This is a genomic window from bacterium (genome assembly GCA_037128595.1).
Classification (GTDB): domain Bacteria; phylum Verrucomicrobiota; class Kiritimatiellia; order CAIKKV01; family CAITUY01; genus JAABPW01.
The window spans coordinates 14,422-32,483 of record JBAXWB010000007.1; the positions used below are offsets into that span (position 1 = coordinate 14,422).

Here is an 18,062-nt window from a genome sequence, read left to right on the forward strand (position 1 = left end):
GATTTCGAGAAGCGAATGAATAGTGAATTGATGGCAAAACCGAATGTGTTTGATAGCCTGCTGCTCGGGGCGTCACCGGGAATTTCCGTTGCCCGGACCGGGTCAGGTTATGCGTTTTTCCGCGTGCAGGTCGGAACTGCGACGGATCGGTTGGAATTGCCGCTGGGGCAGGTGTGCGGAGCAAAGCGGTTCCTGGCCTGCCATCGTGGATCGCCGTTCTGGATGAAACCAGCCGCCGGGGAAGATGTGGGTAGGCTGCCGGCGGAGGTGCAGTTCCTGCTGCTGGAACTGGCCGACGGACGGGTGGCGGCGCTCGTGCCATTGATCGACCGGAAAGCCCGGGCCAGTTTGCAGGGCGCCGGTGATAACCGACTGACGCTGGTGATCGAAACCGGCGATACGACCTTACAGATCACCGAGATGATCGCGCTGTTCTGCATGGTTGGTGATGACCCCTACGTCCTGATGGAACAGGCGGCCCGGATTGTGAACGAGCATTTGGGTACTGGGCGGCTGCGCATGGACAAGGCGATGCCGGCCTATGCGGATCAGTTCGGCTGGTGCACCTGGAACGCCTTCTATCAGGAGGTTTCGCAGGAGAAGGTGGCAACAGGACTGCAGTCGTTCAAGGCCGGCGGGGTGCAGCCACGGATGGTGATCCTGGATGACGGCTGGCAATCCGATCACAAGACCGCCAGCGGTGCGCGACAACTCACCGCCTTCGGCGCCAATGCCAAGTTTCCCTCCGGCCTCGCTCCACTGGTTCATCTGGCCAAAGACCAGTTTGGTGTGAAGACGTTCATGGTATGGCACACAATGGTCGGCTACTGGGGTGGAGTCGATGGAACCGCCCTGCCCGGCTACGGGGTGCGAGAGGTCGCCCGCAACAGTTCGCCGGGTGTCCGGAGTTTCGCAGCCGATCAGAAAGACTTCTGGGACCAGTGGTGGGGCCAGACGGTCGGGCTTATTTCGCCAGAGCATATCCACCGTTTCTTCCACGATTACCACCGCTACCTTCGCAGCCAGGGTGTCGATGGCGTCAAGGTCGATAACCAGGCGGTGCTGGAAATGATCGCTCAGGGCAACGGGGGACGCGTGGCGTTGATGCTGGCGTACCATGAAGCGCTTGAAGGCAGCGTGAACACGCATTTTGCTGGAAACCTGATCAATTGCATGAGCTGTTCCTCGGAGATGCTGTACGGCGCGCCGGCGAGCACCATCACGCGAACCAGCGAGGATTTCTTTCCTAATCCGAGTTCAAAAACAGTCCACGGACTGCACTTGTGGTGCAACGCCGCAGTGGGTCTGTGGTTCGGACAGTTCGTACATCCCGACTGGGACATATTTGTGTCAGGCCACCCGTTGGGCGCCTACCACGCCGCGGGCCGGGCGGTCAGTGGCAGCCCGGTGCTCATTTCCGACAAACCAGGCGAGCAAGATTTCGATCTTCTCCGCAAGTTGGTTCTGCCGGACGGCACCACGCTGCGTTGTTCCGGTCCCGGTGTGCCGACGCGGGATTGCCTCTTCCATGATGTGATGCGCGAAAACGTTCTGCTGAAGGTCTTCAACCGAAACCCGGGCGGTTCGGCCGTGCTGGGCGTGTTCAACGTCCATTCCAGTGAAGACGCCGCCGAAAAGTTCCCCATCACCGGCAGCGTCAGCCCGGATGGCATCCCCGGTCTTGTTGGCGAGCGATTCGCGGTCTATGCGCATCATGGCCGTATGTTGAAGATCATGACACGGCATGAGCGCTGGGAACTGACCTTGACCCAACTGACCGCGGAGGTCTTCACGATGGTGCCGGTTGTGGACGACTTTGCCGCCGTCGGCTTGCCAGACATGTTCAACAGCGGTGGCGCGGTGCTGAGTCACAGCGTCGAAACGTCGGGCGCGGTGCGAATTCAAATGCGATTCGGTGGCAGATTCCTGGCTTACGCCGCCGTGGCACCCAGGGAGGTGCGCGTAAACGGATCGCGTGTCGATTTCAACTTCGATGCCGCCAGCGGTGCGCTGGAGATCGCCGTTGCCGCGATTGCGGACCCATTATTGCAAATCATTCGATAAGGAGATTGCCATGACACGCTTGCCAGTTTTGAACGCGCCTCGAAGCGGTGCTGTTTGTGCCACCATTTTGTTCGCCCTGATGGCCGGGTTCACCGTATCCGTACGCGCGAGCGACCGTCCGCTCATCCAGCACAAGCCGTTTCGCCTGCTGCTGATCGGGGATTCCATCAGCCTAGGTTATTTTCCGTTCGTCCAGGAAGCGTTGACAGGCGAGGCGGTCGTCGTCTCCAGTGGTCAGTGCCAGGGGACGCGGTTCGTGCGCGAGCATTTCGATCAGATCCTCGCGACGGGCGGAGGAGACTGGGATGTCATTCACTTCAACGCCGGCCTGCACGACGTGAAGGAAAACCGGATCGTCCCCATCAAGGAGTACGAGACAAACCTGCGTGACATCATTCGTCGGCTCAAGGCCACCAAGGCAAGGATTGTGTGGGCTTCGACGACGCCCCTCGCAGCCACCCCGCAGAACAAGGATGTCACCGACTACAATGCGACAGCGAAGCGGGTCATGGAGGCGAGCGGGATTCCCATTGATGATCTCTACACTCATATGAGGCCGCGGTTGACCGGCAACCAGAAGCCTGACGGCATGCATTTCGAGGCCGCCGGCTCAAAACTACTGGCGGGATTCGTAGCCAATTCAATCAGGGCAGTTATGACAGGCACGCCGGTCGAGACCGGCGATGCTTGGCGCGCGGAGCACCCGCCTGTGACCAATTCCCTCGGGATGAAGATGATGCCCATCCCGGCGGGAAGGTTCCTGATGGGAGACAATCCGGGAACCTACAAGGGCGAAGATCAGCCCGTGGAATCGATCTGCTGGAACGATGCTGTGGCCATAAAAAGGACTAACATATGATCGATATTGAACATTTTCCGCTTTTTGATGGACACGCCCACTTCTCGCAGGCCTTTCTCGATCAGGGGTTGGCCTCCTACAAGCGTTGCGGGGTCAAGGCCGGCATTGTCATCCCCCAATATCCGTACCTCGATTTCGGCGAGTTTCTGCGCGAACTCCGCCGGCGCAAAGCCACGAACTGGCTGCCCTGTTACTGGCCAGCCTGGCCGAACTTCGGTTGGCGCCCGGATGACTTCGTGCAAACGCTCGTAAAGGACATGCGTCGGTTCCACCGCCTGGGTTGCCGCGGTCTGAAAGTATGGAAGGATCTGGGTATGCACATCATCCATCCGAACGGCAAGCCGGCCTCCATGGATGACCGGCGCCTCGAACCCGTGTGGGAGACCGTTGCAGACTTGGGCTGGTGGATCTCCGTGCACCAGGGGGATCCCACGGCACGCTGGACTACGCGTACAGGCCTGACCCGTGATGAGATCTTTCGGCGCCGCGACCGGGTCATCCGCAAGCACCCGGAAATCCGCTTTATCCTCTGCCACAACGGCAATGACATCGAAAGCGTGGCGAAGTTTGGCACCTTGCTGGACCGGTTCCCCAATGCCATGAGCGATATCGGCCGGGATTTCCTGCTGCACGAAACGCTCGCCGACACCCAGGCCTTCATCGAAAAATATGCGAACCGGCTGCTATTCGGACCCGACACGTGGCTGCCGGATGCGCGTCCGCCGGATCTCAAGTGGGACTGGGAGGAGGGTTATCTCCCGTGGCGCCGACGGATTGTTTCCTGGGGTCTGAGCGAACCCGCGTTCCGGAAGTTCACCTGGGAGAACGGCGAGCGGTTTCTTGCCGATATGACGGGTTGCCGGAATCGATGATAACAGGAGCCATGGACCGAATTGGAAAGGAAAGCAATTTCATGATGATGCGTACACTACGTTATGCCGCTTTGGCAGGACTGCTGGTTTCGACGGCACAGGCAGCGGTTCAGGGTCCGGTTGCGCCCTTGCGCCAGGATCTTCCCGGCGACAGCGAACGACACCTTGAAACCGTCATTACCCGCGCCCATCAGGAATACACCGTGAACTTCCGCGGCACCGTGGACGGCGTTATGACCCGCATGCCGGTTTCCTACGCGCCCTACCGGCAAGGCTGGCAGCCGAACACATGGGCCAGAATCGAAAACATTGGCGAGACGGATGTGATCAATCCTTGGATTACGGTCAACAGTCGGGGTGATTGGCGAACCTTGACAAACATTGTCGCAGAAGCGACCCGTGGCTGCACAAGTGATGCCGAGAAAGCCCGTGCCATTTGGGAATGGGAACGACACCACCGGTTTCATGCCACGACGTGGGACAACGAAGTCAACGATGCCGTCAAAGCGCTCAACATCTACGGTTACACACTCTGCGGCGACGAGGCCATGGTGATCCGGAATCTGTGGCAGGCCGCCGGGTTCCGAACTCGTCCGGGACACCCAATCGGCCATGTGGTCACGGAAGTGTTTTACGACGGGGCCTTTCACCTGATGGATAGCGATGAGAACGCGCTTTGCCTCATGCGCGACAACCGAACCATCGCCTCCGAACCCGACATTGTCCGCGACCATGATCTACTGAAACGCACGCACACCTACAGCATTTCCGCGCCGGAAAACCCGATCACCGACCAGTCCTCCGCCTCCCTGTACTACTACGAAGGCGAGCGGAGGGAGAATGAGCGCACCGGCGTCGGCCATGCGATGCACTTCATGCTTCGGCCGGGCGAGTCGCTGGAGTGGCGCTGGAGCCATATCGGCAAGGAGTATTCGGCGGGCATTGCCATGGAACCGGGGGTCAAGTGGAGCAACGATGGCGAGGGGACGCTCCTGTCAGGATGGGGACAAAAGGCGTACGACAATCTCCGCAACGGAAAATGGATCTACTGTCCGCCACTGAATATGGCAATTTACCGCCGGGGCGTACAGGCAGAAGAGAACATCGCCTGCATGGCTGACGATGGCCGCAGGCCCAACCTGCATCCGGCCAAACCGGGCCAGGCTGCCCGCATCACCTGGAAAATCGCAAGCCCATACGTTATGGTCGGAGGCACAGTCGGGGGCGAAGTGCGGAAACCGGCGGCAGCCGAACCATTACTCCTGCGCTGGTCAAGCGACGGGACGTCGTGGCATGAACTCACAAATGTGACGTTCGCGGCAACACCGGGCGGATCAAACCTTTCCTTTACCGCTTCATTCGACAAACTCCTATCGCCCCGATCCAAGCCAATGTATGAGTACTTTGTCCAGGTTGAAATGAAGCCGGCAGCGGAGGGTGAAGCCGGACTGGACAGCATCATGTTCGACAATGACATCCAGATGTCATTGCTGGGCATGCCCGAGTTGACAATCGGAGCCAATCTCATCCGCTACACTGACGATTCCAACGGCCCGAGAAAGGTGCGCATCACCCAATCATGGATGGAACGGACCACCTGGCATGCGCCCGCCGCGCCGAAGAAACCGATATTTCCTGAGGAGGGTGCCACGGTTGAAGGGACAACTTTCACCTTCCGCTGGCCCGTGCCAGCCGTGGGTGACACACGCAACACGATTGCGGATTATCACATCCAGGTGTCGGACCGCGCGGACATGCGGTGGCCGGTCTCACCCACCTTTGACCGCCTCACCTCGCTCACACCTGCGGCCGGAAAACCGGAGTGGACGATCCCTCGATCGGGGCTGTTGAATCCTGACACGAAATACTTCTGGCGGGTTCGCGCCCGCGATAGCAGAGGGGTGTGGGGCGCCTGGAGCCCGACGTTCAAGTTCCGCTGCGCCGCGCCCGGCCTGCCGGTGAATCTCAGGGTTCGAGAGGCAGAAAAAACACCCACCACCTTGGAATGGGATGATAGTCCCGCGTCACGCCAGGCGGTCACCTATCGCGTCTACGGCAGTGACGAACAGGGATTTACTGCCAGCGATGTCCCGTATGTTGTCCGCATGGGGCATGGCTTCTGCACGACACAGGTGGATTACGCTACAAAAAAGAAGGACGATCCATACTTCGGAGAAGTCAAGACGCCACCAAATTTTATTGCGGAGACCCGCGAACGACGGTTCCCGCTCACGCCCCCCCTACGTGCCTTCTACCGGATTGTGGCTGTTGATGCGAAGGGCAATGTCAGCGGGCCGTCGGACTATGTGGAACTGCCACGCCCGGTCATCTACAGCCAGCCGATTCTTGAAGCCAAGGTTGGCCAACCCTATTCCTACCGCCCCGCCGCCATCGCCTCCATCGGCCACCTGACCTGCCGCGGGGAATACGAGGCCGCATTCTGGCAACGTGAGCATCTAACCTGGACGCTCGAGACGGGGCCGTCATGGCTCAAGGTGTCAGAGGACGGCCTAGGTGGCGTGCCGATGGAGGGCAGTTCCGGGGTGCATGATGTTTTACTCAAGGTGGTTAATGACAAAGGCAGCGTGGTGGAACAACGCTTCCGGTTGGTAGTCGAGAAGTAAGAACTATGACAAGGAAGGCAATGGTTTAACCGGCTCGATATGTTAATGTCACCGTGTACAAAAAAGAAATACAGAATGAAACAATTTCGATTTAAATCAACTTTTGCGTCCGGCACGAATGCCCTCCCCTCTCCGTCCGAGGCCGCTGCACCGGCGACCTTTCGCGTCGGCAACATCATCTATACCAAACGGGGGCTGATGGCCCTGTTCTTCTGGTTGCTGTGGTTTGATTTCTGTTTCTCGATCATGGAGACGGTGCTGGGTCCGATCCTGCAGTTCCGGCTGAAAAACGACCTGCATGCGGACTCCTTTCTTTACACGGTGTTGTTGGGAACGATTCCCAGCATATTCAATTTCATCCTGAATCCGATCATCAGTATCAAATCCGACCGGCATCGAGGTCCGCGCGGGCGCCGGATTCCATTCCTCCTCTACGGGGCTCCGTTGGTATGCGCCTGCCTGGCACTGTTGGGTTTCGGCAATGAAATTGCCGCCTGGGTACAAGGTACCCTCACCCCCCAGATGTCGCTGACCGAGGTGACCATCTGGACCTTCGGGATCCTGAGTCTGGTATTCAGTGTTTCCAACCTGCTGCTGGGTACAACCTTCTACTATCTCTTCAACGACGTGGTGCCGGAGGCGCATTTCATCAAGTTCATGGCCTATATGCGGATCGTCGGCGGCCTGGCCGGCATGATCTACAGTTGGTTTATCTACGGTTACTCAAACAAGTGGGGTCCGTTGAACATTGACCTAGGGTTCATCCATTATCACAATCCGCACTTCTGGTATCCCAAGTTGATTCTGGTTGGCGCCGCCGTTTTCTACACCATAGCCAGCACCATTGCCCTGCTGAAGATCAAAGAACCGGAGTATCCGCCGCCTCCGCCTTTGGCCGAGGGTGACGGGTTTGTCGCCAAGACCCGCACGACGATCCGGACCATTGTCGGGGAGTGTTTTTGCCACAAGTTCTATGTGATCTTCTTCATCACCATGATGATGAACTGGATGACTTACCAGATGGGCTCCTTTATGAACCCGATGCGTGTTGACTTGGGCATGGATTTGGCCTTGCTGGGCAAGATCGGCGCCGTCACTGGCTTCATCGGCATGGTCCTGACCCTGGCCGCCGCCAACTTCGGGGACCGGTTCCGGCCGCTGCCACTGATGGTATTCTCGATGAGCCTGATGGTGGCGACATCGCCAATTTCGCTTTTGTTTCTGATCCCCGGCCTTTCGCCTAAAACTTATCTTTACATCCAAGTCGCCTACTCGCTGGTCAACCTGCCGATCGCGGTTGTTTACGGCATGGCGGAAAGTCCGTTGGCCATGTCGTTGCTGCCCCGTGACCGGTATGGGCAGTTTTCCGCGGCCCAATCCATGATGCGGATGATTCTGGCAGGCATCCTGGGCAGCATGCTTGCCGGCTGGCTCATGCGGACCCTGGAACATCACATGGGGTCGTACGCCCTGCGGTTCGCCTTTGTCTGGAACTTCGTATTCCAGATCATCACACTGGGGTGTTACTACTGGTTGTACCGTGAATGGAAACGGCTCGGAGGCAAGGCGGGTTTCAGCCCGCCACCGGTGGGGAAGACAGCGCAGGGAACGACGTCGCATTAACTATGAAGTTTACAGGTGCTTGGGATGGAGATGAAACAGAACACAGTTTTCCGGGCAGTGCTGGTTGAGCATGGCTACAGCACCAGTCAGTACGAACATGACGTGATCACCGCCGCCGGCGGTGAATTCATCGACGCTCAGGACCAGCCCCTTGCGCAGGGCTACGCCCAAGCCGTGGCCAACGTGGTGCTGTGGGACGTTCGCGCCGACGCCCTGGCGGCTAAAGTCCAGGCGCTAGTGGACGCCTGTGGCGACTCCGCTCGCGTCGCAGCCATTCAGGTGGACCTGCTCGATGAGGCGGCCATCGGCAGCGCCCTGCAGTCGTCGGTTGGGCGTTTCGGGAGGATCGATATCCTTTTTAACGGCGCGAGTGGTAACCGCGGCAAGGTACCGTTGGTCGAAGTCCAGCAGGAGGACTTCGATTTCGTGATGAGGCTCAACCTGTTGGCGGCAGCCATCTTCCTGACCGGCGATGGCGCCAGGTTCGTTTCGGGGGCTTGCCTGCCTGTTGACGGCGGTTACCTTTGCCAGAATATATGACCTGGAGAATCGACCTATGCGAATACAACTCACCCACGAACCATTGCACCTGCGCCCTTTCACGGAACGCAAACATCTATCCATGCCGCGCCTTAACCACCACGAGGACATGATTTCCATGGCCGCGACGTCAGGGGTGCCGCCCGAACTGCTGCCGATGCACCGCAACATGTGGACATCGAGTTTTCCCTACCGTAAGGCGGCAGACTATCCGGGACACTTTGAGGTGCGGGAAGTCCCCGTGGTGCGTCTCGAAGACGAGAGCGCGCGGGTCACGCTGCTTCCGTCGATGGGCGGACGGGTACTGGAACTCTTCGATCGGAAACTCAACCGGCAGTTGTTCTGGTCTCCCCCCTCGCTACGGCTGGCGAACCTCTCCGCCTCCGGTCCGTGGGCGATCGGCGGCATTGAGTTCAATGCCTTCCGCGCCAGTCACAACGTCCATGGAATCTCAACCGTCGAGGCCCGCCGGATCACGTTGAAAAACGGAAACACGGCGGTCGGCATAGGCGCCTTCGATGAACTATTCGGCTGCAGTTGGGAGGTCATGCTCACACTCGTGGAGGGCACGTTGGTCACGCGCATGACCCTGAAGAACCATTCAGGCAAGGACCAGCCGTGTCTCTATTGGTGGACCTGTATCGCCGTCCCGGTGCAGTGGCGAGATCGCGTGATGCTGGCACCGGGGAACTTCCTGAACCATGGCATGACCCGCCAGGGTTACGAACTTGAGCAATGGCCCATCGTAAGCGGGGTGGACTGGTCGCAGTGGCTGCATCAGCACGAGACGACCTCGGGCTACCTGGCCAACACCCGCTCTGACTTCATGGGCTATCGCAACGAGAAGGAGGGGTGGAGTTTCATCCACCGTGCCGACCGCACCATTTGCAGGGGCCGCAAACTCTGGTCCCTCGGATCGCAGGGCGTGCACCATATCTGGTGGCAGACTCTTGCGGAACCGAATTGGATACCCTACTCCGAATTGCAGTGCGGCCTTCTGCCGGTGCAGCCCGATGCCGGGGTCTTCGACGCAGGGAAAACCATTGCCTGGACGGAAACGTTCGCCGCCATGCCGGGCGCATCCACCGCTCCGACCTATGCGGCGAACTTTGCCGACTTCGAGCAACGCGGGCAGGAGAAGACGGGCGCCGGTTGGGCGGCGTGGAACGATCCGGGATTCTGGCACATCAAGGAATCCGAAGTGCTGGTTCCGTCCGATGCCCGACTGGACATCTCCCGGAAACTCATTCTTACCGGCTCACTCAGCGACGCCGAGATTGCACAGGCGGTAGAGGCTGGCTGGGTCGGCGGCGAAAGTTGGATCCGGTTGCTGGCGGGTAAACAGGCGCAACTCGCGCCCACCGCACGGTTAGCGCTCGCCGTGGCGCTTATCAACCAGAATGACTTTGTCACCGCCCGCCGTCAACTTGAGCCGCTGGCCGGTGCAGGCGGCGAAACCGGCGCTTACGCGAATCATTTCCTTGGACTCATGGCCGCTGAGACGGGCGATCGCCAGGAAGCGCTTGCGCGCCTGCGGCGCTCCGTCAATGAGGATTACGTGGACACCAATCTACTGACATCTGCTGACAAAGTGCTGGGCGGGTTTGGACTGCACGACGAGCGCAAGGTTCTTTGGCAAAAAGCCCCTGACGAAACCCGGATCACTGATGATTATCGCCTCGCGATGGCCTCGCGGGCGCTATTGGATGGCGACTGGCGGGCAGTCCGTGCGCTGCTGGCCAAGCCGCTGCGTAGCATCGCCGAGGGCGTCTATTATGCCTGGATGCTTTTCAAGGAGTCGTTCTTCGGTGAGTTCGCGGAATGCTGCCAGGCCGGCGATCCCGGGACTGCGCTTGATTTGCTGGCGCGCGGTTCGGAGGTCGCCCCGCAATTCGAACGCGGCCGCATGGAAGACCGGTTCAACGTTGACTTCCTCTATTACCGGTACTTACTCTGCCGGCAACAGGGCTGGGAATACATGGCGGCCTCGTTTGCCAACATGATCCTCCTCGATCCGGAGCATCCCGGGTCCACCGAGGCGCTCTATGCGTTGCGCGTGGCCCAGGCCGAGAACGATCCCACTGCCGCCTTGCGCCGACAAAACATTCTCGCCAGGCCTCGCGATGATGCCGACCTGAAGAGGAACTACCCGTTACGCTGGGCCTTGTTGCAGCAGCTACTGGAGGGCACCCTGGACGGTTGGCAGGCCCTTGAGCAGCACCCGCTATACCGCTACCGTGCCCGCTTTGAAATCAACCTTTGTCGGAATAACAAAAAAACGGAGTGACTGATGCAAGAGGAACATAAACGTCGAAAATCGTGTGACCGAGCCATCACGAAACTGCTGAAAACCTATGTCGGTCGCGGCGAACTCATGGGAGCGGTGGAATCCCCGACATTGGATCAACTGCCGCTTTCCGTTGCTGTGCGCAGTCATGCCATGACGGCGCTGGACTTCGAGCCCGGCACCAAGTACCAGTATTCCAACGCCGGCACCAACACCGCCGGCCGGATTATTGAAGTCGTCAGCGGTTTGCGCTATGAGGACTTCATGCAGCAGCGCCTGCTGGAACCACTGGGCATGCATGACACGACATTCTGGCCGGACAAGAAACAACTCTCCTGCCTCGCCAAGACATACAAGACCAGCGAAGCCGAGACGGGACTGGAGGAATCGGAAACAGTCAAGGGGAAATCGCAAAGGCAAAACTAATGAGAAACGTTCTGACATTTATTAAAAACGGTGTTGGGATCGACGCGCTTCGGCCTTACGCCGTCACTTCCGACGGGCATTCGCAGGATGTTTCTGTTGACCTGGTGATCAGGAAAGCGTTCACCGGGTTCACGTTTAAAGCCATGCTCCGCAACACCGGCAAGAAGTCCGTCAAGATCAGATCTGTCCGGTGGATCAGGGATCCAAGCCCCCTGTGGCCGCCTCCGACCCTTGTCTTTGCGAACCGGCTGGAACCCTTCTACTATTCGAGCGAGGGTTATCGCGGCGAAATCTTTCCTCTGGGCACCATGGTCGGTGAACAGCTTTTTCATCCCCTCACCAATCAGGATGTAACCGTTGGCCTTCACGAGGACTGGGTCGTTCCAGGAGTGTTCATTGGCAGCGCGAAGGAGAGTCTCGGCATTCTTCTGATGGCCGCCGAGCACAAGAAAACCTCGGCGAAGTTCAGATTCCGCGGTGGCAACGGTGTGGACCGATGGAACCTCGAGATCGAGCAATACCCGCAGGGGCAGGATGGGTTTGTCCTGTTGCCGGGCCAGACCGCCGGGATGGACACTCTCTTTGTCGATATCGTCAAGACGAACGACCCGCAACTTTCGACTGGTTCGTATTATAAACTTCTTCGCAAGACCGGCCATTTCAAGCGGATGGATACCAATCCGCTTCACGATCAGAGGATCTGGCAGACCTGGAACTATGGAACCTATTTTGCCATCGACGAGGGATTTGTGCAAAAGCAGATACCTCTCATTAAAAAATTCTTTCCAAGTGTAAAATTTATTCAGATCGACAGCGGATACGAGCGGATATATCCGACGGGGCAGCTTGCTCAGGGGGACCTCCTGTACAAGAATGTACCGCCCCATAACACGAAGAAGTTTCCACACGGTATGAAATGGCTTGCGGACAGGATCCGGGAACAGGGACTTCGCCCCTCCATCTGGTTGGCCCTTTGGGTTTCGGAAAGCTCGAAACTCGTCAAGGAACATCCGGAGTGGATCCTGTTTGATGATGCGGGAAGGCAGATGAAAGTGATGTCGAAGTGCGGTGTTTTTAATGATATCCCGAGAAACTTGGTGATTCTTGACCCGACTGTACCTGCGTACAGGGCCTATATTGAAAAACTCGCGAAAACAGTTTTTCAGGACTGGGGATACGAAGGCGTGAAGCTCGACTTTTCAAGTTTCCCCTTCAACATAAGGACAGCCCGGTACCGGCATCCGGAATTTACGGCTGCGGAATGCCGCGACTGGTGCGTCCACACGTTTAGGAAATATCTTCCCGAGGACGGTTTTTTCGGCTGGTGCAGCGCCGTGGGGGCGGGGACGCCTTTTTACGGTCCAGCCGATTATTTCCGGTACGCGGAGGATATCGGGGACGGCAACTGGGACTTGGCGAAACGTATCGCGTTCTGGACAACAAACACAAATATGCTGCTATCCGAGAGAACGGCCATTCCGCACATTGATTCCATTGGATGGGCGAAAGATTTTTCAGAAACGCAATGGCTGACTTACCTTTCGCTCTGCGCCGTGACCGGCAATGAATTTGAAGTGTCCGGGGACCTGACGAAACTGGATGATGAGAAGCTTCGTATTCTCAATACCGCGCTCGAACTCTCCGACACCCGGGCCACATTCAGGATTCTGGATATTCCGAGGGGCGTGTTGGGTCTCCCCCCGTCACTATGGGTTTCGATGATGAAGGGAAGACTTCGCGCCGCGCTTCTTGTCAATTGGTCTGATTCCTCATCGAAGATAGATACAAAGCCGCTGGATAGGGAGTTCCCCGATTGGAATAAACTCACCCCCGTGTGGGACCTAGGCGGAAAGATGGGGAAGGGGTTTGTGAAACTCCCCCCGTTTGCGTCACTATTCCTTACAATCAGGAGAACAGCATGAAGTCGGTTGCGTTTACAGCGCTTCTCGCCATTGCGCAGGGCTGGGAATACATGGCGGCCTCGTTTGCCAACATGATCCTCCTCGATCCGGAGCATCCCGGGTCCACCGAGGCGCTCTATGCGTTGCGCTTGGCCCGGACCGAGAACGATCCCACGGCCGCCCTGCGCCGCCAAAACATTCTCGCCCGGCCTCGCGATGATGCCGACCTGAAGCGGAACTACCCATTACGCTGGGCCCTGTTGCAGCAGGTGCTGGAGGGCACCCTGGACGGTTGGCAAGCCCTTGAGCAGCACCCGCTATACCGCTACCGAGCCCGCTTTGAAATCACCCTTTGTTGGAATCACAAAATAACGGAGTGAATGATGCAAGAGGAATATAAACGTCGGAAATCGTGTGACCGAGCCATCACGAAACTGCTGAAAACCTATGTCGATCGCGGCGAACTCATGGGAGCGGTGGCGGCGGTGGCCTCCAAAGATGCCGTACTGAGCCTGAAGACCGTGGGATTTGCGGATTTCGCGGCCGGAAAGCAGATGCGTACGAATACGTTGTTCTGGATCGCATCGCAGAGCAAGCCCATGACCTGTGCCGGGCTGATGATGCTGGTTGATGAAGGGCGGGTTCATGTTGATGATCCGGTCGAGAAATACCTGCCTGAGTTCAAGGGGCAGATGCGGGTCGTGGAGAAGGACGAACACCACATGCTGCTACGTCCGCCCGCGCATCCGATTACCGTCCGCGAAATCCTGTCGCACACCGCGGGTTTGCCCTTCTGTTCGGCACTGGAATCCCCGACATTGGATCAACTGCCGCTCTCCGTTGCTGTGCGCAGTCATGCCATGACGTCGCTGGACTTCGAGCCCGGCACCAAGTACCAGTATTCCAACGCCGGCACCAACACCGCCGGCCGGATTATTGAAGTCGTCAGCGGTTTGCGCTATGAGGACTTCATGCAGCAGCGCCTGCTGGAACCACTGGGCATGCATGACACGACATTCTGGCCGGACAAGAAACAACTCTCCCGCCTCGCCAAGACATACATGGCCAGCGAAGCCGGGACGGGACTGGAGGAAACTCACCTCACGCAACTGACGCCACCCTTCAATGATCACACCCGTCAACCCATGCCGGCGGGCGGATACTTTTCAACCGTCACCGATGTCCTGCGTTTCTGCCAGATGATTCTCACCGGTGGCCTGTTTGAGAACCGGCGCTATTTATCAGAAGAGGCCGTTGCCGCGATGACCTCTAAGCAGACGGGCGAAGCGGTCAGCGAAGGCTATGGCTACGGCTGGCAAATCGATTCAGGAGCGGGATCCTTCGGCCATGGCGGCGCGATTGGCACGGTCATGACGATATTCCCTGCGCGTGGCCTGGTCACGGTTTTGCTCATTCAGCACAACGGCGCCGTGGGCGATGGGAAAATGCGGGAAAAATTTTATGAAACAGCGTTGAAACTAAGCAATGGACAGGGTTAACCTAAGAAAGGCAAGCGATGCAAACCATGAAAGAACCCATTCGTGAGACCGAGGCACTGGCGGAAAAACCGGTGATGATGAAGGACCGGTTGACGAAGCAACGAAATCGTTTGGCACAGGTAACCACCCTGGCAATTCTGATCGGCGCAGGCATGACGGGGCCCGCCTTCGCGGCCGCTGATTTCTCCGTTTGCAACTTCGACGGGGTGGGAAATGTCAAGGCGATGGCGGAGACCAAACTGACCGTCGTCACCGAGCATGCGACCGAGGGAAAGCACGCCCTGAAAGTTGAATGCGGCGCGAAAGACTGGCCTGGCATTATCGTCAACGGATTTCCAAAAGACTGGACCGGAGTCAAGTATCTGGCCTTTGACGTCTTTAATCCCGGCACCACGTCCGTTGAACTCTGCGGCTGGGTGAAGGATGACGAGAATGCCGGCTTGTACACGCGGTACGGATTTGCGGGGTTGATGGCGGATCCCGGCAGGCAGACTATCCGGTTATGGCTGGACAAGGCGGTGAAGGGAAACGCATTTCCACTCAACAAGAAGAACATTCTGGCTTTTGGCGTCGGCCCGATGGAGGGCCAGCAGGCCATAACCCTCTATTGCGACAACTTCCGGCTCGAGCCGGTGATGAACGAGACGCTTCCCGATGTTCTGCCGATCCTGACGTTCGATGAAACCGCACCGGTCGGGAAGTTTGAATTGGAGGAATACCCGCCCGAAAAACCCGGAAAAAGTGCCTATGAATACACGACCGAACACGCCACTATGGGAAAACGGGCGCTGAAATGCACCTTTCGCGCCAATGGCGCCGGGATCGTCATTTCAGGGTTTTCGCCGAATTGGGGACAGCATGACGTACTCCTGATTGACTGCTTCAACCCCACGGATCAGGTCATCGAACTGGAAGGATGGTTCAGGGATTGTTTAAACGCCCCCTACTACAGCCGCTATAACTATTCGGGCCTGATGGTCCGCCCCGGACAGAACACCCTCCAGATTCCACTCTCCGGGTTGCTCAAGGGAGAGCCTGCCCAACTTTGCCGGGAGGCCTTGAACCGGAACAACATCGTGAAGTTTAACTGTTATGTGGCAGAGCGGAAGGAAGACCTCTGCCTGACCTTTGGCGGTTTCCGGCTCGAGAAGAGCCGGATGGCGCGATTTGAGGGCCCACAGATCAGGAAATTCGCTTTTACACCGAACCCCGCCACGGCGTTCCCGGGATTCACTGCTGTCAACTATTTGACGGCTTACGATCCGGCCTACGGTTATGGCTGGCAAGGTCTGCTGTCTTCACCCATCGCCTGCGGCAGTTATGAGTACCCCAGCGACCTGCTGGGCAACTTTGCCCTGGGACACGAATTCGATATCGATTTGCCGAACGGAAACTACCGGGTGACCTTCTATGCCGAGTCGGCGAGTTTCTGGGACCTGATCACAGCCTACCGAGACCGTAAAGTAGTGGCCAACGGCAAGACGGTCGTCGAGGAGAAGTGGACAGGCGCCCGGTACTACCAGGAGCGCATGTTCCGCCACCTGAACACGGAAGACCTCCCCAGTGATGACCACTGGGAAAAATATGTAAAGCCGCGCTGGCCGGCTCATACCTTCGAGGTGGCGGTCACCAATGGGAAACTGGCGATTCAGTTCGATTCACCGTCAACGTTCACAACCCAGAGCCCGTCAGGAGCCTGGCCGCTGAATTGTATGGTCGTCTGCCCGGCGGCAGACTCTGCGGCCTGCGACGAGTGGCTGGCCAAACTCGAGGCCGAGCAGAAACGTCTGTTTGCCCAAACCTACACGCAGTTGCCGCCACCCGTGCCGCCGCATCCCGCCCAACTACCGGCCGCATGCCGCGGAAAGGACTACGCCGTGTTTGTGCCGGACTACTTCAAAGATATCTACTACAACAGCGTCCCTGAGGAGGCGGAACTGACCGTCAAGGAAATTGCCCTCCGGACAACACCGGGGCAGTTTGACGCTGCCGCCATCGGGGTATTCCCCCTCAAGGATCTTGGATCCACGACCGTCACCGTCAGCAACCTCAAGGGGACCCGGGGCAAGTCCAGTGGCAAGGTGATCCCGGCGACGGCGATTGAGACACGGAAGGTGCGCTACAAGATTCAGCGCCGCGCCGCCAATTTTCGTTTTGTCTATGCCATCCAGCCGCGGTTACTGGATCCCGTAAACTCGGCTGACATCGGCAAGAATATTACGCGGAGTTTCCATCTGTCTGTTCATGTCCCCGAAGGCACGGCTCCCGGTGTTTACATGGGTACAGTACGCATTGCTCCGGAGAAGAGTGCTCCCACCACACTCCCAATCCAGTTGACCGTGCTACCCATAACATTGGCCGAGGATCGCGATTTTGACCTGGCCCTATTCGGTACTGGCATTGAATTCACTGGCAACTATCCTGATACGGCCGGTCTGTCAGGCGGCAATCTCCTGCGCAATCTGCGCAACCTGCGGGAGCATGGGTTCACCACAACGACCGGACCGGGAAATGCATATTATGCAAACGGCAAACTTAACATGGATGAGGTGGAGTCCTTCGTCAAGGCCTACCATGCAGCCGGGTTTGACGGCCAGTACTTCGTGGGCTACGGCAGTGGCAGGATCAGCGGCGCCGACAGCACGAAGGACCTGATCGATGCCTATACGAAATACAACCAGCGCCTGGAGGAACTCGGCCGCACAAAACTGCTGTTGCATCTGATCGACGAGCCGGACGAGAGCCGGTGCGCCGAGGCCATTGCACTCGCCAAGAAATACAACGTCGTGTCGAATCTGCTTACCACGGCCACCTACACTTCCAAGGATCAACTGATCCCTTGGTACCGCGTGAGCATGGTCAACGGCCATGACGAGGCGTTCATCAAGAAGGTGCAGGCGGCCGGCAACTTGTGCTGGGTCTACAACGGCGGGATCAACCGCTTCCATCTCGGATTCTACTCCGCCAAACTCAAGGAAGCCGGCGTTTGCGGGCAGATCCTCTGGCATTACCAGACCAGCGAAGGCGATACGTTCAACGATCTGGACGGCCGCGAAGGCGAGTATTCCATGAGTTTTCCGACGCCGGACGGGCGGTTGATCAATGCCGTCGAATTCGAGCGCACCGCGCAGGGCATTCTTGAATTCCGTTACTTCACCACGCTGCGGAAGCTGGTGGCTGAGAAGAAAGATACGAAGCAAGCCAAAGCGGGTCAGAAGTTGATCGACGAGATCCTCGCCTCCATGACCCTCGGGAATGTCGGCAATTTCAATGGACTGACCGACCGGCAAGCCTGTAATGCTAAATGCACAGAGTACCGGAACCGGATCATTGACGCCATTTTGGATCTTCAGAAATAACAAAGTGA

At 58.0% G+C, this 18,062-nt stretch carries 12 protein-coding genes; all 12 read left to right on the top strand.

Annotated elements, in window-relative coordinates:
- Nucleotides 1–15: 15 nt before the first annotated feature.
- The 12 genes from WCS52_05410 to WCS52_05465 all read left to right on the top strand — a co-directional run bounded on the left by WCS52_05410 (nucleotide 16) and on the right by WCS52_05465 (nucleotide 18,054).
- Nucleotides 16–2,064: a Sip1-related alpha-galactosidase gene (locus WCS52_05410; GenBank protein ID MEI6166613.1), complete on the top strand. Its 2,049-nt coding sequence runs from the start codon at nucleotides 16–18 to the stop codon at nucleotides 2,062–2,064.
- Nucleotides 2,065–2,074: 10 nt separating this feature from the next.
- Entirely contained in the window at nucleotides 2,075–2,923 is an 849-nt protein-coding gene (locus WCS52_05415; protein MEI6166614.1) for an SGNH/GDSL hydrolase family protein, read from the top strand.
- A complete protein-coding gene (locus tag WCS52_05420) occupies nucleotides 2,920–3,795 on the top strand; it encodes an amidohydrolase family protein (protein MEI6166615.1) in 876 nt (291 codons plus the stop codon). The genes WCS52_05415 and WCS52_05420 overlap by 4 nt, the downstream gene beginning before the upstream one ends.
- A 41-nt stretch (nucleotides 3,796–3,836) precedes the next feature.
- Complete coding sequence (locus WCS52_05425) at nucleotides 3,837–6,419, top strand: fibronectin type III domain-containing protein (protein ID MEI6166616.1); 2,583 nt, start codon at nucleotides 3,837–3,839, stop codon at nucleotides 6,417–6,419.
- Nucleotides 6,420–6,494: 75 nt separating this feature from the next.
- Nucleotides 6,495–8,042: an MFS transporter gene (locus WCS52_05430; GenBank protein MEI6166617.1), complete on the top strand. Its 1,548-nt coding sequence runs from the start codon at nucleotides 6,495–6,497 to the stop codon at nucleotides 8,040–8,042.
- A gap of 30 nt (nucleotides 8,043–8,072) precedes the next feature.
- A complete protein-coding gene (locus WCS52_05435; protein MEI6166618.1) occupies nucleotides 8,073–8,582 on the top strand; it encodes an SDR family NAD(P)-dependent oxidoreductase in 510 nt (169 codons plus the stop codon).
- 16 nt (nucleotides 8,583–8,598) lie between these two features.
- Complete coding sequence (locus tag WCS52_05440; protein MEI6166619.1) at nucleotides 8,599–10,869, top strand: DUF5107 domain-containing protein; 2,271 nt, start codon at nucleotides 8,599–8,601, stop codon at nucleotides 10,867–10,869.
- 3 nt (nucleotides 10,870–10,872) lie between these two features.
- Nucleotides 10,873–11,295, top strand: coding sequence for a serine hydrolase domain-containing protein (locus WCS52_05445; protein MEI6166620.1), 423 nt, complete (start codon nucleotides 10,873–10,875; stop codon nucleotides 11,293–11,295).
- Entirely contained in the window at nucleotides 11,295–13,217 is a 1,923-nt protein-coding gene (locus WCS52_05450) for an alpha-galactosidase (protein MEI6166621.1), read from the top strand. Before WCS52_05445 ends, WCS52_05450 begins: the two co-directional genes overlap by 1 nt.
- Nucleotides 13,214–13,576 (top strand): hypothetical protein, encoded by a 363-nt coding sequence (locus WCS52_05455; GenBank protein ID MEI6166622.1) that lies wholly within the window; start codon nucleotides 13,214–13,216, stop codon nucleotides 13,574–13,576. The genes WCS52_05450 and WCS52_05455 overlap by 4 nt, the downstream gene beginning before the upstream one ends.
- Entirely contained in the window at nucleotides 13,577–14,695 is a 1,119-nt protein-coding gene (locus tag WCS52_05460) for a serine hydrolase domain-containing protein (GenBank protein MEI6166623.1), read from the top strand. It begins immediately after the preceding gene.
- 26 nt (nucleotides 14,696–14,721) lie between these two features.
- Complete coding sequence (locus tag WCS52_05465) at nucleotides 14,722–18,054, top strand: hypothetical protein (protein ID MEI6166624.1); 3,333 nt, start codon at nucleotides 14,722–14,724, stop codon at nucleotides 18,052–18,054.
- The last annotated feature ends 8 nt before the right edge of the window (nucleotides 18,055–18,062 follow it).